The 23,691-nt window shown below is 44.0% G+C and carries 15 protein-coding genes and 2 pseudogenes; 3 read left to right on the forward strand and 14 right to left on the reverse strand.

Features of this window, described 5'->3' with window-relative positions; translation table 11 throughout:
* Positions 1–31: 31 nt before the first annotated feature.
* The 6 genes from I2F54_RS08890 to I2F54_RS08915 all read right to left on the reverse strand — a co-directional run bounded on the left by I2F54_RS08890 (position 32) and on the right by I2F54_RS08915 (position 9,271).
* A complete protein-coding gene (locus I2F54_RS08890) occupies positions 32–1,096 on the reverse strand; it encodes a DUF5017 domain-containing protein (RefSeq protein WP_195501005.1) in 1,065 nt (354 codons plus the stop codon).
* Positions 1,097–1,144: 48 nt separating this feature from the next.
* On the reverse strand, positions 1,145–2,875 hold the full coding sequence (locus I2F54_RS08895) for a RagB/SusD family nutrient uptake outer membrane protein (protein WP_195501006.1): 1,731 nt from the start codon (positions 2,873–2,875) through the stop codon (positions 1,145–1,147).
* Between the two features lie 37 nt (positions 2,876–2,912).
* Positions 2,913–6,074 (reverse strand): SusC/RagA family TonB-linked outer membrane protein, encoded by a 3,162-nt coding sequence (locus I2F54_RS08900; protein WP_087426257.1) that lies wholly within the window; start codon positions 6,072–6,074, stop codon positions 2,913–2,915.
* A gap of 313 nt (positions 6,075–6,387) precedes the next feature.
* Complete coding sequence (gene recA / locus I2F54_RS08905) at positions 6,388–7,425, reverse strand: recombinase RecA (protein ID WP_009121488.1); 1,038 nt, start codon at positions 7,423–7,425, stop codon at positions 6,388–6,390.
* 102 nt (positions 7,426–7,527) lie between these two features.
* Positions 7,528–7,974: a thioredoxin-dependent thiol peroxidase gene (gene bcp, locus I2F54_RS08910; protein ID WP_009121489.1), complete on the reverse strand. Its 447-nt coding sequence runs from the start codon at positions 7,972–7,974 to the stop codon at positions 7,528–7,530.
* Between the two features lie 103 nt (positions 7,975–8,077).
* Positions 8,078–9,271: a saccharopine dehydrogenase family protein gene (locus I2F54_RS08915; protein WP_195501007.1), complete on the reverse strand. Its 1,194-nt coding sequence runs from the start codon at positions 9,269–9,271 to the stop codon at positions 8,078–8,080.
* A 195-nt stretch (positions 9,272–9,466) separates the two neighbouring features.
* Between I2F54_RS08915 and I2F54_RS08920 the strand changes: the two genes are divergently transcribed.
* On the forward strand, positions 9,467–10,258 hold the full coding sequence (locus I2F54_RS08920) for an META domain-containing protein (RefSeq protein ID WP_022219610.1): 792 nt from the start codon (positions 9,467–9,469) through the stop codon (positions 10,256–10,258).
* Between the two features lie 125 nt (positions 10,259–10,383).
* Here I2F54_RS08920 and I2F54_RS08925 read toward each other — a convergent pair whose 3' ends face one another.
* Positions 10,384–10,968 (reverse strand): Crp/Fnr family transcriptional regulator, encoded by a 585-nt coding sequence (locus I2F54_RS08925; protein WP_022219611.1) that lies wholly within the window; start codon positions 10,966–10,968, stop codon positions 10,384–10,386.
* Positions 10,931–12,346, reverse strand: a complete 1,416-nt coding sequence (locus I2F54_RS08930) for an MATE family efflux transporter (protein ID WP_195501008.1) — start codon at positions 12,344–12,346, stop codon at positions 10,931–10,933. Before I2F54_RS08930 ends, I2F54_RS08925 begins: the two co-directional genes overlap by 38 nt.
* A gap of 503 nt (positions 12,347–12,849) precedes the next feature.
* Between I2F54_RS08930 and dnaK the strand changes: the two genes are divergently transcribed.
* Together dnaK and I2F54_RS08940 are read left to right on the forward strand one after the other, a co-directional pair.
* A complete protein-coding gene (gene dnaK / locus I2F54_RS08935) occupies positions 12,850–14,772 on the forward strand; it encodes a molecular chaperone DnaK (RefSeq protein ID WP_195501009.1) in 1,923 nt (640 codons plus the stop codon).
* 346 nt (positions 14,773–15,118) lie between these two features.
* Positions 15,119–16,288, forward strand: coding sequence for a restriction endonuclease subunit S (locus I2F54_RS08940; protein ID WP_195501032.1), 1,170 nt, complete (start codon positions 15,119–15,121; stop codon positions 16,286–16,288).
* Here I2F54_RS08940 and I2F54_RS08945 read toward each other — a convergent pair.
* The 6 genes and pseudogenes from I2F54_RS08945 to I2F54_RS08965 form a co-directional block, all read right to left on the reverse strand.
* Positions 16,283–17,590 (reverse strand): restriction endonuclease subunit S, encoded by a 1,308-nt coding sequence (locus I2F54_RS08945; protein ID WP_195501010.1) that lies wholly within the window; start codon positions 17,588–17,590, stop codon positions 16,283–16,285. The two genes, I2F54_RS08940 and I2F54_RS08945, sit on opposite strands and share 6 nt — an antisense overlap.
* A gap of 5 nt (positions 17,591–17,595) precedes the next feature.
* Complete coding sequence (locus tag I2F54_RS08950; RefSeq protein ID WP_118047358.1) at positions 17,596–18,747, reverse strand: PDDEXK nuclease domain-containing protein; 1,152 nt, start codon at positions 18,745–18,747, stop codon at positions 17,596–17,598.
* 4 nt (positions 18,748–18,751) lie between these two features.
* The gene (locus tag I2F54_RS08955; RefSeq protein WP_022217920.1) at positions 18,752–20,170 is read right to left on the reverse strand and encodes a type I restriction-modification system subunit M; all 1,419 of its coding nucleotides are present in this window, start codon (positions 20,168–20,170) and stop codon (positions 18,752–18,754) included.
* 3 nt (positions 20,171–20,173) lie between these two features.
* A complete protein-coding gene (locus I2F54_RS08960; protein WP_195501011.1) occupies positions 20,174–22,879 on the reverse strand; it encodes a type I restriction endonuclease subunit R in 2,706 nt (901 codons plus the stop codon).
* A 67-nt stretch (positions 22,880–22,946) separates the two neighbouring features.
* Positions 22,947–23,171: pseudogene (locus tag I2F54_RS16195) on the reverse strand (helix-turn-helix transcriptional regulator).
* Positions 23,172–23,213: 42 nt separating this feature from the next.
* Positions 23,214–23,657, reverse strand: a pseudogene (locus tag I2F54_RS08965) (hypothetical protein); the annotation flags it as partial.
* Between the last annotated feature and the right edge of the window lie 34 nt (positions 23,658–23,691).

A 23,691-nucleotide genomic window follows, 5' to 3' on the forward strand; every position in this document is an offset into this window, starting at 1 on the left:
TTTTTAGTGGTTAATAAAACGCTTGTTTGAATTATTGTGCGGGTTTCACTTCAACGGTTACTTCACGTACTGTCTGTTCCGAATTCCATTTGTTGGCATTGGTAACGATGAAAGTGGCGGTATAGGTACCCGGTTCGCTGTAAGTGTGCTGATAGATGCCGAGACGGGCGTTTGTTCCCTTGATAGGAGTACCACGGTCGGGCTCTACGCTATGCGGCGACAGCTTCTGGCTTACCATCCATACATCGATGTCGTAATCCTGGGATTCGTTGACTGTTATTTTTCCATCCGTTACGACGTATTCTTGCGGTTGGAACATCATACTGTAGTTGCTGACAGTGAAGTTGTTCTGTACCTTGGAGGTGACAAAATGCGGCGTGAAAACGAACTCTCTTACCATGTCTTCCACTACAATCAGGTTTTTGTCCGGTTCGCGCTTCACGAGTTTAAGTTCGGTGATGTCGATGCGGGGGCGGTTGTCGTAGCTATATGTCTTTGTAGGGTTGTTCGGAAGAGTATGTCCTTCGCTTTTTATTCCTGTGTGAGGCTCCGCCAGATAACGGAAAGCAAGGTAGAAATCCTTATCTTTGTATTGGCTGAGATTGACAGCGGCATACGGCAGTTTGGCTGTGGTACTGGTTTCCAAGATAACACTTTTCAGGTATTCTTCATTGACAGCCGGATCCGGATCGGTAAGGTCGTGCCATTCTTCGGGGTTGATTTCTCCCGAACCGTCGTAAGTATCGGAAATCATGACGCGCAGGATACGGTCGCCCAAATAGTCATAATTTTCGGCATATTGCATCTTGGCGGAGTATGAAAGTCCGAGACTGTCTACTTCGGGCAGCGTGGTACGGTCTCTGTTGGCATAACGGTCGTTTTTCTCGCCGGAGTAGAAAGCTATGTAGTCGGGATTTCCGTCGAATTCGAAGGTGACAGGCTGACCGGCATACACTGCATCGGGTGTTTGGACGTTTACACCGAATTCTACACTTTCGGTTCCATCGCGATCGCATGAGGAAAAAGTAGCGAGCAGGCATAACGCCAGCAGTTGCGCAAGGCGTTTACCGGAAGTGGGATTATTATTTGTTTTCATATCGTTATGAACTGTTATTTATCGTTTCTATTATATACTTTAATCGGGTTACCAGCGTTCGTTCTGCTTACAGATGGTATTGGTGCTTAACTCGCACTGCGGTATGGGCAGATACAAATTACGCTCGGATATATTGTAGGCAGGAACGGAACGTACGTCGCTACGCTCATAACCCACTGTGGCGCTGGAAGCACCGCAATTAGGGTTCTCTGGAGCGGTTTGGTCGTAGAGCATACGTATGCGGTCGAAATAGAACTGTTCGCCGCGGCGGCGCAATTCCATGTGCCGGGGCACTTCAAAGCAGAGTTCGCGTGTCTGTTCTCTGAACAGTAATTGCCGCATGTTCTCCTTGTTGTCGGTTCTACCGGCTTCTCCTTGTAGGAGAGTTCGTGCATTGGAACGTTCGCGTACGCGGTTGAGGGCTTTTATACACTCATCTGTGGGGCCGTTCAGTTCGTTTTCGGCTTCGGCAAACATCAGTAATACGTCGGCAAAACGCATGATGGGGAAGTTGATGGACGAATTGTTACGTGCCCACGGACGTACGGGGTCGTATTCGGCACGCCATTTGCCGGGGTTGCCGGTGCGGCCGTAGTTGTTGGCGCTTGTCAGGTTGGCATCGGTCAGGTAGTTCTTTTCTATTTTTCCGGTCTTGTCATTGGCTTTATAAGTGTAGTCGGCGAAAGTCCACCAACGACGCTGGTCGCCTTTGTCTTTGGCTACATTTACTTTGTATTCTCTTTCCGCATCTCTGTCACTTTCCAGACCGTCTTCCAAGTAGAGGCGGTATAGTATCTTGGTAGCATCGTACCAGGCGTATGCGTAAGGTACATCAGGGTCGGTGGTGACACCTTGCGATATACCGATGTACAAACCTACTTTACCGCATTCGTTACTGCGGTCCATGCCATTGCCGTAGAACTCCACCTCGAACATGCTTTCGCGGGCTTCGAGGTCGTAACGATTGGAACACATATTGATGAAAAGGTCGCGATAGCCTTGGTGAGCAGGGTCTGTTTCTCCGTAAAGGTGATGCAGATTGCTGTCTATAACTTTCTTGGCATAGGTACGGGCTTCTTCCCAAGTATCGGCATAAACAGGATAACCGGACTGCCAGATATAGGCACGCGCCAATAATGCCTGTACCGTGGTACGGGAGATGCGTCCCGGGGCGTTCAGCTCGTCAGCGGGAAGACAGCCGCTTTCCGCCGCTTTCAGGTCACGGATAATTTGTGCGTATATAGCTTCCTGCGGAGACTTTTCCAAGAGCTGCGTGGTGAGGTCGCGGGTAGGAGTCAGGCGCAATGGCACTTCACCCCAATAGGCAACGAGATTCATATAGTAGAGTGCACGCAGTGCGCGAGCCTCGGCAATATACATTTTCTTGTTTCTTGCGCTTCCGCATTGTTCGTCTGTACGCTGATTGATGAGGTCGATAAAATCGTTGGCGCGGTTGATGCCGTCGTAGAGGGCAAGCCAGCAGTCCTTGATATAACCGTCCGTATTGTTGTGCGTATAAAGATTGGGTTGGAGGTTATCTTTACCGTAGCTGCGGTTGTAGACGAGAATATCTGTTCCGGAGTCGAGGTCGCCCCACAAGTATTGTCCGTAAGTTCCCGCATAACCCAATACGTCGTATACACCGGCTAATCCGGACATACAAGAGGTTTCATCCTGATAGATGGTCTCCGCATCGGGATTGTCGTAAATTTCAGTGTCCAGGAAGTTGCATGAGGTGCAGAGTCCGGCACTTAGCAATATATATATCAACTTTTTCATGGTGTTTATATCTTTTTAGTTACTTCTGAATATCATATTACAAACCTAACTTCACGCCGAATGTATAGGAACGGGTGCGAGGGTAGGAGGAATAGTCGAAACCGCGTGTCATAGCCGAGTTACGGGTAGATACTTCGGGATCGTAACCGGTATATTTGGTCCACGTCCAAATGTTCTGTGCGGATACATATACACGGAGCGAACGTATCTTCAGGTTCTTCAGCATCTTGGTGGGGAAGCTGTAACCCAGCTGCACATTCTTTAACCGCAAGAAAGAAGCGTCTTCTATTTCTCGGTCGGTATTGATGTTGGTCAGGCTGCGGTTGGGAGCACACAGATAATTGGTGTAGTTACCTTCGGTAATGCTGCCGTCCGGGTTAACCGTACGCGGTGTCCAGTGGTTGGCGGCGGAAACAAGCTGGTTAGTGTGCTTGCTGTTGAGCGATTCCAGACGGGTACGGTTATAGTTGATAACGTCGTTGCCGTAAGACCATTGGAAGAATACGCTCAAGTCGAAGCCTTTCCACTCGAAGTTATTGGTGAAACCTCCGGTGTGGATGGGCAGACCGTGACCGATAATCGTTTGGTCTTCAGCCGTTACCTTACCGTCGCCGTTCAAATCTTTCAATTTTACGCTACCGGGCTGGATGTTGCTGCGAACTTCAGTATTATTGGGTATCTCAGGCTTCAATACGTATTGTCCGGGAGCCACTTCGTTGAAGTCTTCGTACTGATAGACACCGTCGTATACATAGCCGTACATCTCGGATAGCGGGTGTCCCACCTTACAGATATAGTTGTTAGTGGTTATCACGCTGCTGTAACGGCTCTCCTGTCCGTCGGAAAGTCCTGTGACTTTACTCTTGTTGAAAGAGATATTGAAGTTGGTGGTCCATTTGAATTTGCCCTTACCGCCTACAAAGTTTACGGTATTGATAGAAAATTCAAGACCGCGGTTGTTGATACTTCCGATATTTTGTTGTACGGAAGAGAAACCGAGCGAACCGGGCACTTCGGCGTAGAGCAACAGGTCTTTGGTGTCTTTGTTGTAGATATCGATTTCACCGTTGATACGGTTGTTGAAGAAACCGAAGTCCAAACCGATATTCGTTTGGTAGGTAGTTTCCCATTTCAGGTTTCTGTTACCTATCTGACTGTTGTAGATGGCTGAAGTGAGCATATTGTTGAATGCGTAGTTCTGGCCGGTGGCATAGAGCACGGAAGAAGCGTAGTCATTGTAAGTATTGTTGTTACCGGTAGCTCCCCAACCTACACGCAGTTTCAGGTTGGACACGAATGTATCTTCCAAATTCATGAACGGCTCGTCGGAAAGACGCCATGCAAATGATGCCGAAGGGAAATAACCCCATTTGTTGTAGGGGAAGCGTGACGAACCGTCGGCGCGGATGGTAGCGATCAATATGTAGCGTGACTTCCAGTCGTAGTTGAAACGCGCGAAGTAAGACATCAGTTTGCTTTCCACGCTGGTGGTAGTGATGGAGCGGGGAGTACCGCTATCCAACCCCCAGAAACCGAGGCTTTCCCATGTGATAAGTCCCGAACCGGCTCCCATCACCGTAGTGCGGTCACTGGAAAGAGAAGCTCCGAGAAGTCCTGCCAGATTGTGATCGCCGAAACGGCGTTTGTAGTTCAATGTGTATTCGTTGGACCAACTGTTACGGTCTTTGTCGGAGAAATTACCGTTTACACCGCTTGCGGAGTATTTGGGGTCTCCCTGATAAGTATCCGAGTTGTAGAACGTCCGGCGCACATCTTGTCTCCACGTATAGTTGAACGTGGCTTTGAAAGTCAGGTTCTTGATAATATCCCAAGTCAGATACGTATTCAGGTTCAGTTGGCGTGTACGGGTCTGGTCGTACGAGTTCTGTACGGTTTTCATGGGGTTGTACGGATAGTTTCCGCTCTCATCCACCATGTTGTTAATCAGGTCGTCTTTCTCATTGTAAGTAACCGGACGGTAAGCGAGTACCTGATAGAGGTAATATTGAGATGTACCGCCGCCCGACTGTGAGGGTGCCGAACCTTTGGACAGGTTATTGGCAAAGTTCATCGTTGCTCCGAACTTTACGGATTTGCTGATGTTCTGGTCGAGAGTAAGGCGCGCCTTTAAGCTCTCGTAAGAGGAGTTGATGATAACGCCTTGCTGGTTATAATAAGAAATACTCGAGCTATAACGGGTGTTTTTACTACCGCCGGAAAGAGATACATTGTGGCTTGTCATGGGAGCGCCCCGATATACCTCGTCTTGCCAGTTATAATAAGGTATGTAATCGTAATCGGCCAATGTGCGTTTACGTCCCAATGCTTCGCTATATCCGAAGTAGGTATCGTTCAGTTCTTTCTCGGTCAACATTTCGGTCTGCAACTTCATAAACTGCTTACCGTTCATGATGTCGAGGAATTGAGGCTGTTCCTGCCAGGTAAAGTAACCGTCGTATGTCACGCGGGGAGCACTCTCTTTACCGCGTTTGGTAGTGATGATAATTACGCCGTTAGCGCCGCGCGCGCCATAAATGGCGGTTGCGGAAGCATCTTTCAGAATGTCCATGGACTCGATGTCACTCGGGTTATAGGCGGCGGCGTTGGGGTCGTCGGTCGCAAAACCGTCGATAACATACAACGGAGAACCGTCGGAGTTGTCGGAAACCGTATTACTACCGCGGATAACGATGTTCGCTGCCGAACCGGGACGTCCGTCACCGCTTACCACTTGCACACCGGCAACACGTCCGCCTAATGCCTGGTCGAACGATGCGACAGGAGTTTTATTGAGTTCTTCCATGTCTACTTTCGCCACAGAACCGGCAAGGTCGCCTTTCTTGGCGCTACCATAACCGATGGCTACTACTTCATTCAGCATCACGCCGTCTTCTTTCATTACGACATCGATTACTTTATTCTTTCCTACCGGAATTTCACGGGTGGTGTAACCGATAAAGGAGAAAACAAGAATGGCTTTCTGATTAGGTACTTCAATCGAGTATTTGCCGTTTATATCGCTGATAGTACCGATTGTGGTTCCTTTTACAGTAATGTTGGCTCCGATAACTGTTTCTTTAGTCTCATCGGTAACCGTACCTGTAATTTTGATTTGTGCTTGCAGCGCAGTCAGCGAAAGCAGCAAAAAGAATAAAAGAGAACTCGCTCTTTTAAAGCTCACGGAATGGTTTCTTTTCATATTATCAAAAATAAGATTATCTTATGCTGTTTTTTAAATCCGGTGGCAAAGTTATAAATATATATAAAAACATTCTTCTATAATAGTACAGACAGAGTACATTTTCGTACAAAAATAAAATTGTACATAAAAAGAAAGCCACATCAGAGTATGGTGTAGCTTGTGTAATGACATAAATAAGGCACGAATCGTACAGAATACTACGGATTTTTATTCCTTATCCGTAAGATGCCGTACAATTCGTGCCGGAGTATTTCCTGACTTCTGATTTCAGACTTATACACTCATAAATCCGAAATCATAAATCAAGGAATCATTTGTCTTTTCTCAGTTCTGCAAAGATAAGTCCTTCCAGTTCTTCCGCCAGTTCCGGGTTGTCCAGAATAACTTGTTTGGCGGCGTCGCGTCCTTGTGCGATTTTGGTGTCGTTATAGCTGAACCAGGAACCGCTTTTCTTAACGATACCCAGTTCCGCACCCAGGTCGATGATTTCTCCTGCGCGCGAGATGCCTTCGCCGAACATAATGTCGAATTCTGCACGACGGAAAGGAGGAGCTACCTTGTTCTTTACAACTTTCACTTTGGTCTGCTTACCGATTACTTCTTCTCCGTTCTTGATAGCCTGGCTTCCACGGATGTCGAGACGTACGGAAGCATAGAACTTCAACGCGTTACCTCCGGTGGTTGTTTCGGGGTTACCGAACATTACACCGATTTTTTCGCGGAGCTGGTTGATGAAGATACAGGTTGTACGCGTCTTGCTTACGGCGGATGTCAGCTTACGCAGCGCTTGTGACATAAGACGTGCCTGCAAGCCTACCTTGTTGTCGCCCATATCGCCTTCAATTTCGGCTTTCGGGGTCAGGGCGGCTACGGAGTCTACCACAATGATGTCGATGGCGGAAGAACGAATCAGTTGTTCTGCAATTTCCAATGCCTGCTCGCCGTTGTCCGGTTGCGAAATCAAGAGGTTGTCTACATCTACGCCGAGTTTGGCCGCATAGAAACGGTCGAAAGCGTGCTCCGCATCGATGAACGCCGCGATGCCGCCCGCCTTTTGCGCTTCGGCGATGGCATGGATCGCCAACGTGGTCTTACCGGAAGATTCCGGACCGTAGATTTCAATGATACGTCCGCGGGGATAACCGCCTACACCCAATGCTACGTTCAGTCCGATAGAACCGGTAGGGATTACTTCTACTTGTTCGACGCTTTCATCGCCCATTTTCATGATAGAACCCTTACCGAAACTTTTTTCTATCTTATCCATGGCAGCTTGCAGTGCCTTTAGTTTTTCGCTTGCTGCCATATTATTTCCGTTTTCAAAATTAAGTTCGTCTTTCTTTGCCATATAAAATAAATAATTAGTGTTTAGTGGTTAGTGATCGGTGGTGAATGATTAATGAGCGGGATCGCACGGCATTAATCACTGACCGTTGCTCACTAATCTTTATTACAGGATTTGTGCGGCGTGGTCTTTGGTCTTTACTTCCTTGGGCGTGATGATACGCTCGATCACTCCTTCTTCATTAATGATAAAGGTGGTGCGGAAGGTGCCCATATATTTACGTCCGTACATGCTCTTTTCACCCCATACACCGAATTGTTCTACCAGTTTCTTGTCTGTGTCTGCAATAAGGGTAAAGGGCAGGTTGTTCTTTTCGATGAATTTTTGGTGAGACTTCTCGTTGTCTACGCTGACTCCGATAACTTCATAACCGGCCTTGCGCAAGTCGGCATAGTTGTCGCGCAGGTTGCAGGCTTGCGCCGTACAGCCTGAAGTTGAGTCTTTTGGATAAAAGTAAAGTACTATTTTCTTTCCTTTATAATCGCTCAGACGAATTTCTTCGCCTTTTTCATTGATACCCAGTATTTCGGGCGCTTTATCTCCTACGTTCATATAAATTAAAAATTAAGAATTAAGAATGAAGAATGAAGAATTACCATGCGGCGTGTGTTGTGCAACCAAATTCTTCATTTTTCATTCTTCATTCTTCATTAAACTAAATTTCCAGGTCTCCGTCAACTACTTCATGCCAAGGCAATCCTTGCTTGTTAAGCTGTTCCATGAACGGATCGGGATCGAATTCCTCCACGTTCCATACGCCCGGTTTTTTCCACAGGCCTTTGAGGAACATCATGGCGCCAATCATGGCGGGAACGCCGGTTGTGTAGCTCACGCCCTGCATGCCTGTTTCCTTGTAAGCTTCCTGGTGGCTGCAATTGTTGTATATATAATAGGTGTGTTCCTTGCCGTCCTTCAAACCGCGGATACGGCAACCGATGGAGGTTTCGCCTTCGTAATTCTCGCCCAAATCCTGCGGGTTGGGGAGTACGGCTTTCAGGAATTGCAGCGGAACGATTTTCATGCCGTTGTATTCCACCTCGTCGATACGTGCCATGCCGATGTTTTGGATAACACGCAGGTGCGTAAGGTATTCTTGTCCGAACGTCATCCAGAAACGTGCACGCTTGATGGTGGGGAAGTTCTTTACCAGAGATTCCAGTTCTTCGTGATAAAGAAGATAAGAGTCACGCGGTCCGATGTTCGGGTAGGTGAGCGCTTTATGGATTTCCAGCGGCCGGGTGGTTACCCACTCGCCGTTTTCGTAATAACGTCCGTTCTGGGTGATTTCGCGAATATTGATTTCCGGATTGAAGTTGGTTGCAAACGCTTTATGATGATTTCCCGCATTGCAGTCTACTATATCCAGGTATTGAATTTCATCGAAGTGATGCTTGGCGGCGTAGGCGGTATATATGCCGCTTACACCCGGGTCGAAACCACAACCGAGGATAGCTGTCAGTCCGGCGTCTTCAAAACGTTTTTTGTATGCCCATTGCCAGCTGTATTCAAAGTGAGCGACGTCTTTCGGCTCGTAATTGGCCGTATCCAGATAATTCACTCCGCTTTTCAGACAGGCTTCCATGATGGTAAGGTCCTGATAGGGGAGAGCCACATTTATGACGATTTCAGGTTTGAAACTATTGAAGAGCGCCACCAGTTCGTCCACGCTGTCTGCATCTACCCGGGCGGTTTTGATGTTAGGGTTACCGATTGCTTTCACAACGGCGTCACATTTGGATTTGGTGCGGCTGGCAATCATGATTTCTGTGAACACATCCGGATTTTGAGCCACTTTGTGCGCAACAACGGTACCTACACCGCCTGCACCGATAATAAGAACTTTACCCATTTCTTCTACTTACAAAAGTTTTAAATATGATTATCATTTTTTCAAAGAGCAAATATAAGGCTTAATTCTCAGATAAACATTAAAATCCTGCTAAATACTTTGGGGAAAGTACTGCTATTTCTAAACAAAGGGTTTGCTTTTGGGTTATTTTACATATCTTTGTTCCGTAAAAATTAACTTAAACAAAAAATAGCAATGAAGAAAGTATTTGTTTCCCTTTGTATGGCGGCTACTCTGATGGGGCTGTCATCGTGCGCTTCGACTAAAAATGCCGCAACTCTCTCTTCTCTGAGTGGCGAGTGGAATATTATTGAAATAAACGGCAGTGCGGTCGTGCCCGCTCCGAATCAGGAATTCCCTTTCATCGGTTTTGACACAAAGACCGGAAAAGTCTATGGAAACAGCGGTTGCAACCGCCTGATGGGCTCTTTCGACGTGAATGCCAAGCCCGGACAGATAGACCTGGGAGCGCTGGGAAGTACCCGTATGATGTGTCCTGACATGACAGTCGAAAAGAATGTGTTGGCCGCTTTGGGGCAAGTAAAGAAATATAAGCAACTGGGCAAAGAGAACATGGCGTTGTGCGGTTCTTCCAACCGTCCCCTTATCGTATTGCAGAAGAAGGAAGCTTCTTCCAAGTTGTCCGACCTGAATGGCAGATGGATAATCAGTGAGGCCGGCGGGCAGGCTATTCCTTCCGGAATGGAGAAACAGCCGGCTATCGAGTTTGACATTGCGGAAAAACGCATGCACGGTAATGCCGGATGTAACATCATCAACGGTTCTTTTGATGTGGATGATGCAAATCCTGCGGCCATTTCGTTCCCGAGAGTCATCAGCACTATGATGGCATGCCCTGATATGGAAGTGGAAGGCCGGGTCTTGAAAGCGTTGAATTCCGTTCAGTCTTTCGGTAAGCTGGCAGGCGGCGGTATGGGCTTCTATGACACGGATAATAACCTTGTGATGGTATTGGTAAAGAAATAACGGACTTTTGTACGTTATTCAATATAAGATTCCACGGATTTCACAGATTTATTTTATTCTTTATTCTGTGAAATCCGTGGAATTTGCGCTTAATCAAAGAAACAAACAGTAAGTGTTTCTTATTTTTACATATTCCCTTTTTTTCTCAGTCCGGCACGTATGCGGCTTAATGATTGCGGAGTGATATACAGGTATGAAGCCAGGTATTTCAGCGGTACATCCTGCAATAGTTCCGGGTTCTCTTCCATTAATGTAAGATAACGCTCTTTGGCGGTAGGCGGCGCCCCATAAGCCAGTGTCGAAGCGTCTACTGACAATATTTCACGTTCAAAAATCTTCCTGCCGAAGTTTGCCATCTCGATAGAGTGTGCGAACAGAGCTTCCAATTTGACTTTACTGATGCAATAGGCTGTACTGTCGTTTACAGACTCGATATTGACCTGAGACGGTTTGTCGTCCACATAGCCCCATGAAGAGAATGCGGCATCACCGGGACTGACGAACCATAAGGAGTTTTCCGTTCCGTCTGCCAGATAGTATGCCCGCCATATACCTTTCTTTATGAGGTAGAAATTAGAATTCCGTTCTCCTTTCTCTATTATGAGCTCTCCTTTGGAAAAAGCAACTTCTTCCATATGAGACAATAGCTCAAATAAACTTTTCTCGGGCAGTTTATACTTCTTGCAGAATTTCTTTAGCATGATTTCCATGCTGCAAAGATATTGATTTTTCCTTGCCATTTCTTTTCCTGCCTATATAAATAATGAGTATGAAAAGAGCGGTCAACAGTTCCGCCAGCGGGGTAGCCAGCCAAATTCCCGGTTTACCCAGCAACAGCGGAAGTCCGTAAAAGCAGAGTGTCAGTAGGATAAATCCGCGCAGCAGCGTGATGAAAGTGGCGTATTTGGCACGTTCCACACTCTGAAAATAGCCGATGGAAACTATGTTAACCGCAAAAAACACGAAACCGGATGCATATAGAGGCAAACCTTTCACTGCTATGTCATAGGCAGGATAACTCCGGTCGATGAACATGGCGACAATCTCCCGGCTGCAGAATATTGTAACCAGCGCAAAGCATATTCCGCAACCAATGGCTGTCTTTAAGGCGAGCAGGTAGGCTTGGCGTACACGAGGCGTCTCGTTGAGCCCGTAATTGAAGCTGATAATAGGCTGCGCCGACTGCGCAATGGCATTGTATACCATAAATATAATCGGGAAGAAGTAGCAGGCAATGCTGAATGCCGCCACACCGTCTTCTTTCAAATAATGAATGAATACAAGGTTGCCGACAAACATCATGCAGGCAATCGCCACTTCACACAGAAAGGCGGATGAACCCAGCCGGCACATATAACCCACATTGCGTTTCATCAGCTTCATGCTGTTGCGGCTGAGCTTCACCGGATAGAACCGCAGGGCACAGTTGCGCCGTGCGAGATAGACAATAATCATCAGCGCTCCCACCGTCGTTCCTATGGCACTTGCGAAAGCAGCGCCGAACATCCCCCAGCCGAAGGGGAAAATAAACAGATAATCGAGTATGATATTCAGAACGGCGGCAACTATATTGCACAACATGGCGAAGTTGGGCGAACCGTCCAGTCGCAGGAAAAACATTCCCGAATTAAGCAGGGCCGTAAAAGCGGAGAATGGCACGAACCAGCGCATGTATTCTACTGCCAAAGGTTCGAGCCGTTCCGAACCGCCTAACAGATGCACCACTTGCGGCGCAAACAGGCAAAACAGGGTGGAAGTGCATATCAGCAACAAGGAGGATACCACTATGGATTGTGTAATGTTGATACGTGCCATTTTGGGCTTATTGTGCGACAAGTGGATGGAAGCCACCACAGATGCTCCTACGCCGAACATCAGGCCGATACCGGTGGAGAATAACCATAGCGGCGCCACGATGTTAACGGCGGCAAGGGCATCGCTGCCTATACCTTTTCCCACAAAGATACCGTCGGTAATGACGAATAATGCGGAAAATATCATTCCCAGTACGGTAGGGAGCAGTAATTTGCGGAATAATGCCGCAATGTCCATGTTCTTGAAGTCAATGCTGTCTCTCATCTTTTCCATAATCTTCAGTCTTCTATATATTATTGTAATCTGTTTCTTCGTTTAAGAAGTCCGGCTGCTAATGTTTATTTGTTCCACCGTGGGGAAGTTTTCATTCCACCGTGGAGAAACTTGTGTTCCATCATGGAGAAGTTTCTGTTCCACCATGGTGGAACGAATAAATAGTAGCAATGCCTCTTTTTAGACAGTGTTTTGATTTCATTTCGGCTTTCCTTTGAGAAAGCCTGAAAAAAGAAAATCAAAATACTTGTCTTAACTGTCTCAAACACTCTCTTTTCTTTTTCGGGGGGCAAAAGTAGGACTTTTGAACGGGATAGAAATTAACAAATGGTAATTTCCGACAGAAAAAATATATTTAACTCTGCCAAACTGACAGACAAACTGTCACATTCATAAATCTGCCGCCTCCTTGAACAATTTGGCACGACGTTTGTCTTTTTATTGGCGTCTGCCAACGAGGCGGACACCGAAACTGAATAATAACAAATAAAATAATAACGATCATGGGAAAAATTATTGGTATTGACTTAGGAACAACAAACTCTTGCGTTTCCGTATTCGAAGGAAACGAACCTGTAGTAATTGCAAACAGCGAAGGCAAGCGCACCACTCCTTCTGTTGTGGCGTTTGTGGACGGTGGTGAACGTAAGGTGGGTGACCCTGCAAAGCGTCAGGCTATCACAAACCCGACGAGAACAGTGTTCTCAATCAAACGTTTTATGGGTGAGAACTGGGATCAGGTACAAAAAGAAATAGCCCGCGTGCCTTATAAAGTAGTGAAGGGTGACAACAATACTCCGCGTGTGGATATTGACGGACGTCTCTATACTCCGCAGGAAATCTCTGCAATGATTCTGCAGAAAATGAAAAAGACCGCTGAGGATTATCTGGGACAAGAAGTGACGGAAGCCGTTATTACCGTTCCGGCTTACTTCTCCGATTCTCAACGTCAGGCTACCAAAGAAGCCGGCCAGATTGCCGGTCTGGAAGTAAAGCGTATTGTGAACGAGCCGACTGCCGCAGCTTTGGCTTACGGTATCGACAAGGCGCATAAGGATATGAAGGTTGCCGTATTCGACCTCGGTGGCGGTACATTCGATATTTCTATCCTTGAGTTCGGTGGCGGTGTGTTCGAAGTATTGTCAACCAACGGTGATACTCATCTGGGTGGTGATGACTTCGACCAGGTTATCATCGACTGGCTGGTTCAAGAGTTCAAGAACGACGAAGGTGCTGACCTTACTCAGGATCCGATGGCTATGCAGCGTTTGAAAGAAGCTGCCGAAAAGGCAAAGATCGAATTGTCTTCTTCTACCAGTACGGAAATCAACCTGCCGTACATTATGCCGGTAGGCGGTGTGCCCAAGCATTTGGTTAAGACTCTGACGCGTGCCAAATTCGAGGCTTTGGCTCACAATTTGATTCAGGCTTGTCTTGAACCTTGCAAGAAGGCTATGAGTGATGCCGGTTTGGGCAACTCCGATATAGATGAAGTTATCCTTGTAGGTGGTTCTTCACGTATACCGGCTGTACAGAAATTGGTTGAAGACTTCTTCGGTAAAGTTCCTTCCAAAGGCGTGAATCCGGATGAGGTAGTAGCGGTAGGTGCTGCCGTACAGGGCGCTGTTTTGACAGACGAAATCAAGGGTGTTGTATTGCTGGATGTTACTCCGCTGTCTATGGGTATCGAGACTATGGGTGGTGTAATGACCAAGCTGATTGACGCCAATACGACTATTCCTTGCAAGAAGAGCGAAACATTCTCTACCGCCGCCGACAACCAGACGGAAGTTACTATCCACGTATTGCAGGGTGAACGTCCGATGGCTGCACAGAACAAGTCAATCGGTCAGTTTAACCTGACAGGTATCGCTCCGGCACGTCGCGGTATTCCTCAAATCGAGGTAACATTCGATATCGATGCCAACGGTATCTTGAAAGTATCTGCCAAGGATAAGGCTACCGGTAAGGAACAGGCTATCCGTATCGAGGCTTCCAGCGGTTTGAGCAAGGAAGAAATCGAAAAGATGAAAGCCGAAGCCGAAGCAAATGCCGAAGCCGATAAGAAAGAACGTGAGAAAGTTGACAAACTGAACCAAGCCGACTCAATGATTTTCACTACTGAAAATCAGCTGAAGGAACTGGGCGATAAGTTGCCTGCCGACAAGAAAGCTCTGATTGAAGCTGCCCTTCAGAAACTGAAAGATGCTCACAAAGCACAGGATTTGGCTGCTGTTGATTCTGCGATGGCTGAACTGAATACTGCTTTCCAGGCCGCAAGCGCTGAAATGTATGCTCAGAGCGGTGCTCAGGGTGGTGCACAAGCCGGTCCTGATATGAATGCCGGACAACAAGGCGGAGCTCAGGATAATGGCAATAAGCATGGGGATAATGTACAGGATGCTGACTTTGAGGAAGTGAAGTAAGTATCGGTAAACAACGATAACTACAAATAGGAATATAGGGTGTAGCTCAATGAGTTATACCCTATTTCTTTTTATATCACTTTTCTTTGACTTTATTTCTATGTCATCTTCATGCGGTGGCAATCACGATAGTGGATGGGGAAAAGACAAAGACGAGGATGAACGTAACTGAGCAATCCGTTGTGCAAAAATGGCAAAATGGCTTTGCAAACCGATTAAGAGTGGCAAGGGCAGATAGTATCTTATTTGTAATCATATAGAGCAATGCGTAAAGTAAATTTGACCAAACATCTTTGTTAATGCAATAAAGTGATAGACAGCTTTACATACGCCCCATTATGAGAACCTGCCGTTTGAAGTGCCGGAATCGTGGGTATGGTGTAGGTTGGAAAATATTGTATGCGAATTAAAATACGGAACTTCTGAGAAATCATCAAGTGTGGGTAAAATAGCTGTTTTACGAATGGGGAATATTACTAATGTTGGTACAATAGATTATTCGAATTTAGTGTATTCTTCGAATGATGAAGATATTGAACAATACTCTCTTGAAAAAGACGATTTACTGTTTAATCGCACAAATAGTAGTGAATGGGTTGGAAAAACAGCAATCTATAAGGAAGAACAACCAGCCATATATGCAGGCTATCTTATTCGTATTAGACCTTTATTGATTTCTCCTGACTACCTTAACACTGTAATGAATAGCGGTTATTATCATGATTGGTGTTATGATGTGAAAACAGATGCTGTTAATCAGTCTAATATCAATGCCCAAAAACTGTCGCAATTAATGATACCTATTCCTCCATTAAAGGAACAAGGAAGAATTGTAGCAGAGATGGATAAGTGGATTTCGTTAATTGACATAGTCAAGAATGGTAAAGGTAATTTGCTGACTGTAATAAAACAAGCCAAGAGCAAAATTCTTGCCCTTGCTATTCACGGAAAACTCGTACCGCAAGACCTGAATGACGAACCTGCCATAGAACTCTTAAAGCGCATAAATCCCAACTTTACACCTCGTGATAACGGGCATTATACGCAGTTACCTGAAGGATGGACAGTTTGCAGGCTTGAACAAATTACAAACTATGAACAACCTACTGCTTATATTGTAAACTCAACAACTTATGATGATTCCTATTCAACACCTGTTTTAACAGCAGGTAAATCATTTATTATAGGCTATACCAACGAAACTGCTGGTATATACTCAAATCTTCCTTGTATAATCTTTGATGATTTTACAACTGATTCAAAAAAAGTTAATTTCCCCTTTAAGGTAAAATCATCAGCAATGAAGATTCTAAAAATACACACTGATATTGAAGTTGATTATGTGGCAATGTTTATGAGCATTACCAAATTGGTAGGTGGCACTCATAAACGATATTGGATTTCTGAATACTCAAAATTAGAAATACCCATACCACCAAAGGCTGAACAAAAACGAATTGTTTATACAGTCCGTGAAATCTTTACACAATTAAATGAAATAATGGAGAGTTTATAGGCTCTTCATTATCATACACAAAGATATAAAAAACTTATTTATAGCCTCTACAATCCTTTGCTGCTCTTTGTAAGGTGGAATAGGTACATCAATCGCCTTGAACAGTTTCTTATTCAAATGCGGAATGGCAGAACCAACCTTATTCTCTCGCAATATCTCCCTATGTAAGTTGATAATTTGCAATACATACTCGGTATTCATATTCTCATTGATAGATAACAGTTTAAAAGTGCTACCTTGATAACCATCTATTGGGGTTCTGAATACCTCTCCAGAGTTCTCTCCGTCAACTAAAATCAAAAGAGAATTTGCTGCTATATATTTACCAGAAGTCAAAGTCTTGGCATTACGCTTACCACGCAAATATTTGACATCAAGATTTATTCGTTCTATACCATTTTGCTTATCACCATCAATTAACGAACATAACATTTGCATGGGTACAACTGTCCATCCTTCAGGTAACTGCGTATAATGCCCGTTATCACAAGGTATGAAGTCGGGGTTTATACGTTTCAGCAGTTCAATGGCTGGTTCGTCATTCGGGTCTTGCGGTACGAGCTTGCCGTGAATGGCGAGGTCAAGGATTTTGGCTTTGGCTTGTTTTATTATAGTCTGTAAATCGGCTTTTCCTTGTTCTATTTGGTCTATTAAAGCAAACCAATGTTCTATTTCTTTTGATATTCTCTCTTGCTCTTTTTGTGGAGGTATCGGAATACAAACATCATTAATAACAGCAACAGAAAGTCCAGGTTGGGCAGTAGCGGTGGCATATTGATTTAAGTTTAAAGCTGTCAATGTGTAATATGCCCACATTAAATCTACATCACAATATCTTTCCACAACAACAGCATGTTCTGTTGCGTAAAACTTTCCTTTAGCAATATTGATATTTCCACAAAGTGCTCCTTGCCTTCCGATGATTGAGAAATCTCCTTCTCTGTTATATGATGCAACAAATCCCCTAACGCCATTGCCGCCATAACATTTGTAAGGATGTAATTCTGTGGTGGTATCCTTAATATCTTTTGCTGTTATGTTTTTTCCTGCTTGAAGCGCAAACACCTCACCTAAAGTAGACAAACACCATCTATTAGGTAGCAAGTAGGGATAATGGGGCGTATCGGAAGTTTTTACCGACTTCTTACTCTTTTTAATTTTCCTCTCTTTTATCAATCGTCCTTTTTCAGCCTTGATTCGTTCAAGCAATACAGATGCAGGCTCATCGTTTGGGTCTTGCGGAACGAGTTTGCCACGAATAGCGAGGTCGAGTATCTTTTGACGTAATTTCTTTGTATCCATACCGATTAGTCTTTATCTAAGAAAAGGTTGCAAAACTCATTTAGTTGTTGTTGCATGCGCTCCTGTGGAATGAGGATACGTTTGTATTCTGCTATCATTGTTGGACTCATACTTCTGCTCATTGCGTATTCCACCACTACCTTGTCGGCTTCCGGGCAAAGGATAATGCCGATAGAAGGGTTTTCGTTAGAACGCTTTACATCTCTGTCGAGTGCTTCCAAATAAAATTCCAACTGACCGAGGTCGTGCGGATGGAATTTTGTCTTTTTCAATTCTACAGCTACCAATGCTTGTAAGCCACGATGGAAGAACAGCAAATCAGCCTTAAATGTAGATGCACCTATATTGAGACGATACTCTTGGTCCATAAAGATAAAGTCCTTTCCAAGCTCAAGAATAAACTGCTTCATGTGTTCTACCAAGCCTTTTCTAAGTTTGGATTCGCTATGTTTCTTAGGCAAGTTCAAGAAATCAACGAACAATGTGTCCTTAAACATTATAGGGGCATTGGGGTAAGCACCAAGTAAGCCTTTCGACATATTGTCTTTACTGCTCAATAAAGCTGTATATGTTTGATTCGATATACAACGCTGAAGTTCTCGCTTCACTAAATGTTCTTTATTGGCATAGAGTATATAGAACATCCGCTCTTCATTACTTTGGCATCGGCAAAGAATCTCTATATGATTGGTCAATGTGGTCAACTCCAATATTTTGGGCATCTGTCCAAATGTTGAATGGATAATTTGGGCAGATGTTGGCTGCACAATTACAGCCACCTCTTGTGTAGGTTGGCTTGCTTTTATTTGTGCAGTTCTTGGCTGCACAAATTCAGCGTTCAAATACTTCTCTACAGTGGAACTGAATGTTTCCGATGAATATTCATCATAGAACATCACCATATTGTAAATGCTTCTCCGACTATAGCCCTTGATGTCTGGACGCTGGGAACGGATATATTCGGATAACTGCGTTACAACCTTGCTTCCCCATTCCTCGCTTTTCAATTTGGCTGATACATATCCACCAACATACCACGCTGTAAACAATAGTTCGTTATTTACAGCTCTTGAAGCACGACCTTTATGTTGGAGAATGATGTCTATAACTTCTCCAAATTGCTGTTCCATTGATATGATTATCTTATTGTTTTCCATGCACTCAATCTTCATTTATGTTTGCGAGCAATTTTTCAAGTTCAGCTACAGCCACACTTATCGTTTGGCTTTTCTTTTTAATGTCTGCCATCAATTCTGCCAATGAACGGTCGTCCACCTCACCGCCTTGTTTTATCCATGTGATGTCGAGGCTTGTTTTGTCTCTGGCAATGATCTCATCTACCGAGTATTTGCGCCAACGCCCTTGCGGATTATTTTCTGCATCGTAGGTTTCTACCCGATTATTGTAGCAGGAGACAAAATCATCTAAATGATGGCGTTCCAGTTTATTGGTGGCAAGCGTGTGCTTTACATCGGTACGATAATCATAAAACCATATTTCTTTGGTAGGTTGCCCTTTGCTGAAAAACAGCACATTGGCTTTTACACCTTGGGCATAGAAGATGCCTGTGGGTAAACGTAATATAGTATGCAGATTGAAATCTTGCAATAAGCGTTTACGGATTGTTTCACCAGCTCCGGCTTCAAAGAGAACATTGTCAGGAAGCACCACGGCAGCACGTCCTCCGGTTTTGAGCATAAGCATCATGTGTTGGAGAAAGTTCAGCTGGTTGTTCTTGGTTTCCACATAGAAATCTGGACGGTTGATGTCCACAGAACCAGCAGGGCGAGTTCCAAAAGGTGGATTGGCGAGTATCACATCAACAAGGGTTGATGGCTCTTTTTCCAAAGAATCCTCACACACAATCGGACTACGGTCTGTGCCTATACCATGCAAATAGAGATTCATGGAAGCAAGTGTTACTACTAAAGGCGTATTATCCACACCATGCAAAGCTTTGTCACGCAAAAAATCACGCTTTTCTTTATTTGCAGACTGCCCTTTCATATAATCATAGGCAGTAAGCAGGAATCCACCTGTACCGCAAGCGGGGTCACAAACGGTTTCGCCCATTTGCGGATTGATGCAATCCACCATCGCTTGGATTAGCGGACGTGGCGTAAAATATTGTCCGGCACCACTTTTCTTGTCTTGTCCATTCTTTTCAAGAATACTCTCGTAGATAGCACCTTTCACATCACCATCCATGATGAGCCATTGCTCTTCATTTATCATAGTGATAACCTTTTTCAGATAAACAGGCTTGTCTATCTTGTTTTGTGCTTTGGTGTAAATAGTGCCTATTAAATTGTCCTGCTCGCTAAGCAGTTTAAGTGTTTCTTCGTATTGCCTGACTAGTTCTAATCCATCAAGAGAAATCAAATCGTTCCATTGATACCCAGTTGGAATTGCCGATTCCTCTCCGAACATTTCTACATTCTCGGTATCCATCTTCAAAAACAAAAGATAGGTCAGTTGGGTGATATAATCGGTAAATCCAACACCTTGTCCGGCAAGAGTTGTTGCCAGATTCCAGACTTTTTTGGTGAGCGATTGCTCTGTTGCGTTATTTGTTACCATAATTTATGCTGCTTTTCTTAATACTACAAATGTATAAAGCGACCGAAGTGCTTCATCTGCTTTCTGCATATTACCAAACGCCCGAATCATTTGGGCTGCATGGGTTGCATCATCTTCACGAATATCTCTGACTGTACAAGCACCGTTAGAAGCAATGTAATCCACTATACGACTGATTACTTCACGCTGCTTGTCGGTTATTTCACGTTGATTTTGCCCTAGCCATAGATTGAAATATTGCTTGGATGTAGTGACTACACTGTCCAACCTCTCAATTTGGCGGAAAGCAAAGCGTACCAGTTGTATGATGTTTGTCAAAGCATCACTTTCTTCTTTTGTTGTAGAACGCTTTACTTTGCCTGGAGAAAGAATGGCATACGAATTCCAAATTTGTTTTGGAGCAAAATGATTGTTTACCATTTTGAGTTTATGTTCCAAATCTTTCAACATTGAATAGGTTATCGGCTCGCCTTCATTGTTATAGATGATACGAAGAGCCTCTATCTCATCGTAGTATTCTTTACAAAACTCCTCAAATGCCTCTGTTGTGTTTTTAGCATCCTCAATGGAGAACCCTTTTGATATAAGCGTATCTTCTCCTGGCATTAGCGTATTGACAAATCCAGCTGCAAGAATGAGTAAAAACCTCCGTGCATCGGCATGATTAGCAAGTGGGGAAACCAATCCTTTACGCTCCAAATTAGGTTCTTCGGTGTTAACAAACGGTGGAAGAGTACTTTTTTCAAGCGCCTCGTATATTCTGGCAGAAAGTTCTTTCATATCATCATGAGACAAACGAGTAAATTCTTTTCGCTGCGAGTCATCCGCTTTATTGTAGATTCGGGCAAGCGTAGCTGCAAGCCGTTTGAGATATTCGTCAGGAATATAACCATGACTGATACGCTCTAAAAGTTCCTTTAGAGTGATAGTCTTTGTTGTTGGATCGTCACCTATGGGTTTCACCGTTTTCATACTTTCCGTCACACCTACTGCATCAACCAAATAGAAATAATCTTTACTGAAGGCATTCGGAGTGACATTACGCAATTGCTCATCGCCAATAGTACGCACTCCACGCCCTTTCATCTGAATATACAAAGGCAATGATTCCACATCACGCATGAACATTACCACTTCCAACGGTTTCACATCTGTTCCGGTAGCAACCAGCGTACAAGTCACGGCAATGCGGAAATCTTTGTCATTGCGGAATTGGCGTATCAGTTCATTGCTATCACCTGCCGAATAAGTAATTTTCTGTACGAAGCGATCGTCAGTTCTCCCAAATACCTCTTTAGCAATCTGCACTATATTGGTAGCATGGGCTTCATTGAGAGCAAATATCAATGTTTTGGGCAAATAATCAATATTCGGCTCACGTTGTGGATCGTTGAACAATTCGGTGTAAACAGCATCTCGATAAGTTGAAAGAATTAACTTTATCTGTGCCGGATTGATGACATTCCGATTAAGTTCTTTGTTTGTGTAGGTTTTGGTTTCTTTGCTACTCACCATCTTAACCTCACCGGTGTATCGCGTTTCTTCTTTGAATTTCTCACCCTCTAATATAGCACCACCTGTTTCTGTAACCTGTGTTTTTATTCTGTACACCCGACAATCCACATTCACGCCGTCGACAATACTCTTTTCCAATGTATAGTTAACAATGATATTGTAGTTGAAGAATTTCTTTGTCTCTTCAATCGGGGTTGCAGTCAAACCGACCAATCTTGCCGTATCGAAATATTCCAGTACTTTACGCCAATTTCCATAAATAGAACGGTGACATTCATCTATGATAATCATATCAAAGTAGTCGTGTGGTAAGTTCGGATTGGGTGGCAAGGTTACTTCTTCTATCGGTTCGTTCTCGTCATCATCCTCATTATCCCCAATATCTTCTCCTTTCAAAAAGGAGAACAGACGTTGTATTGTCGAAATAACTACGTTGCTATCAGAAGGAATGTAAGAAGAGCGAAGGCGATTGACCGTAAAAATAGTATTGAAAGCATCTCCGTTTTCGGTCAATCGAAAAGTACCAAACTCACCTTCAGCCTGCTTGCCCAGATTATTTCGGTCAACAAGGAATAACACTCTACGCATTGAAGTATAAGAAAGCATTCGGTAGGCAGTGAGACAAGCTGTATATGTTTTACCTGCTCCGGTGGCAAGAACCATCAATGCCCGATTTTGTCCACTACGGAAACTCTTTTCAAGTTCTGTTATCGCCTCGTATTGACAATCACGAAGCCCTTTCTTTCTCAATGCCGGTAGTCCTGCAAATGTATCTTCAATTCCTAACTTCTTAACCAACTCATGTGGCGTAGGGATAGACATTATCTGCTTGAAATATGAATCTTGTTCACGGAAATCGCAAAAATATAAATCTTTACCATTTGAAGTAAAAATGAAAGGCAATGGCTTTTGATAAGTTTGATAGATATTAGGAATATTTCGGGCATATAAGGTAGCCTGTTCACATACTTTATTGGAGAAAGCGTCTATATCTTCCCTTTTTGCTTCAAGTACCCCAACTGCCTTTCCGTTAACAAACAGAAAATAATCAGCTTCAAGATTACCTTTTAGCAGCCCCTCTCTTATAGCAACTGCTGTACAAGTTGGTTCGTAGTCTTCTCTATCAACCACTTTCCAACCTGCATCGGCAAACCATTGGTCAATCTTTATTCTCGCTTTTTCTTCAGGTGTCATATATTCCTATATTTTTGTATTATCAGAAGTTAATAGCATTATTCGTCATTCGTGTTTATGGGACTATTTATTGTTGAGACAACATGAATGTCTTGTATTCACGGACTATCAATTTTTTTATATCGAATTCAAGTAAGTCTGAAATCTTTAAAAGGCAAGCCAAGTTAGGTTGCGAAGTATTGGTGCACCATTTTGAAACAGTTGATGGATTTACATTCAGTTACTCTGATAATCACTTACTTGTTCGTTTCTTTTCGCATAAGACGATCTTCAGTCTGTTTATATCTTTCATATCATCCTTTTATAATGAGCGAAGATAGTAATTTTATTTCATTTATTTTTCATAGCTGAGGTATTTCGATAAGATATTCTTGTCGATTTCAATCTTATGCTTTCCTGTGGTTGTACGCAGATTCTTTCTAACGGTGTCAAATGTGGAGTTGGTATACCATTCGGCAAATGTAGCCATTACAAATGAGGTGGTCATATCTCTACCTATATTATATTTGGAAAGCAATATTCTAAGCAAAGTTTTTCAAAGAGATTTGAGTGGGGAAGGTGCGCTTCTTGATATGAATTTCGGTCACAGAAAACACTTGGCGGTTAGTTACAAAATAGTGAACAGATTCGCAAATTTGGTCATTCTCTGTTTCGTCCAAGTCAAAACGTTTAAATGTATCTCGTATCTCAGGATGGCATTTAACTTTGCATCTTCTTCCTTTTCTCTTTGTTGTTGGTATTGTTGTTGCTCATGCTGGTATTCAGTATGAATTATCTTTGAGGAAGTCAAATAAGTATCGGTAAATAACGAT

Source organism: Bacteroides clarus (genome assembly GCF_015555825.1).
Lineage (GTDB): Bacteria > Bacteroidota > Bacteroidia > Bacteroidales > Bacteroidaceae > Bacteroides > Bacteroides clarus.

Bases quoted from the DNA above. Each gene is read 5' to 3' on its own strand.
- I2F54_RS08890 (WP_195501005.1), bottom strand. From the start codon at position 1,096: ATGAAAACAAATAATAATCCCACTTCCGGTAAACGCCTTGCGCAACTG.
- I2F54_RS08895 (WP_195501006.1), bottom strand. From the start codon at position 2,875: ATGAAAAAGTTGATATATATATTGCTAAGTGCCGGACTCTGCACCTCA.
- I2F54_RS08900 (WP_087426257.1), bottom strand. From the start codon at position 6,074: ATGAAAAGAAACCATTCCGTGAGCTTTAAAAGAGCGAGTTCTCTTTTA.
- recA (WP_009121488.1), bottom strand. From the start codon at position 7,425: ATGGCAAAGAAAGACGAACTTAATTTTGAAAACGGAAATAATATGGCA.
- bcp (WP_009121489.1), bottom strand. From the start codon at position 7,974: ATGAACGTAGGAGATAAAGCGCCCGAAATACTGGGTATCAATGAAAAA.
- I2F54_RS08915 (WP_195501007.1), bottom strand. From the start codon at position 9,271: ATGGGTAAAGTTCTTATTATCGGTGCAGGCGGTGTAGGTACCGTTGTT.
- I2F54_RS08920 (WP_022219610.1), top strand. From the start codon at position 9,467: ATGAAGAAAGTATTTGTTTCCCTTTGTATGGCGGCTACTCTGATGGGG.
- I2F54_RS08925 (WP_022219611.1), bottom strand. From the start codon at position 10,968: ATGGAAATCATGCTAAAGAAATTCTGCAAGAAGTATAAACTGCCCGAG.
- I2F54_RS08930 (WP_195501008.1), bottom strand. From the start codon at position 12,346: ATGGAAAAGATGAGAGACAGCATTGACTTCAAGAACATGGACATTGCG.
- dnaK (WP_195501009.1), top strand. From the start codon at position 12,850: ATGGGAAAAATTATTGGTATTGACTTAGGAACAACAAACTCTTGCGTT.
- I2F54_RS08945 (WP_195501010.1), bottom strand. From the start codon at position 17,590: ATGGATACAAAGAAATTACGTCAAAAGATACTCGACCTCGCTATTCGT.
- I2F54_RS08950 (WP_118047358.1), bottom strand. From the start codon at position 18,747: ATGGAAAACAATAAGATAATCATATCAATGGAACAGCAATTTGGAGAA.
- I2F54_RS08955 (WP_022217920.1), bottom strand. From the start codon at position 20,170: ATGGTAACAAATAACGCAACAGAGCAATCGCTCACCAAAAAAGTCTGG.
- I2F54_RS08960 (WP_195501011.1), bottom strand. From the start codon at position 22,879: ATGACACCTGAAGAAAAAGCGAGAATAAAGATTGACCAATGGTTTGCC.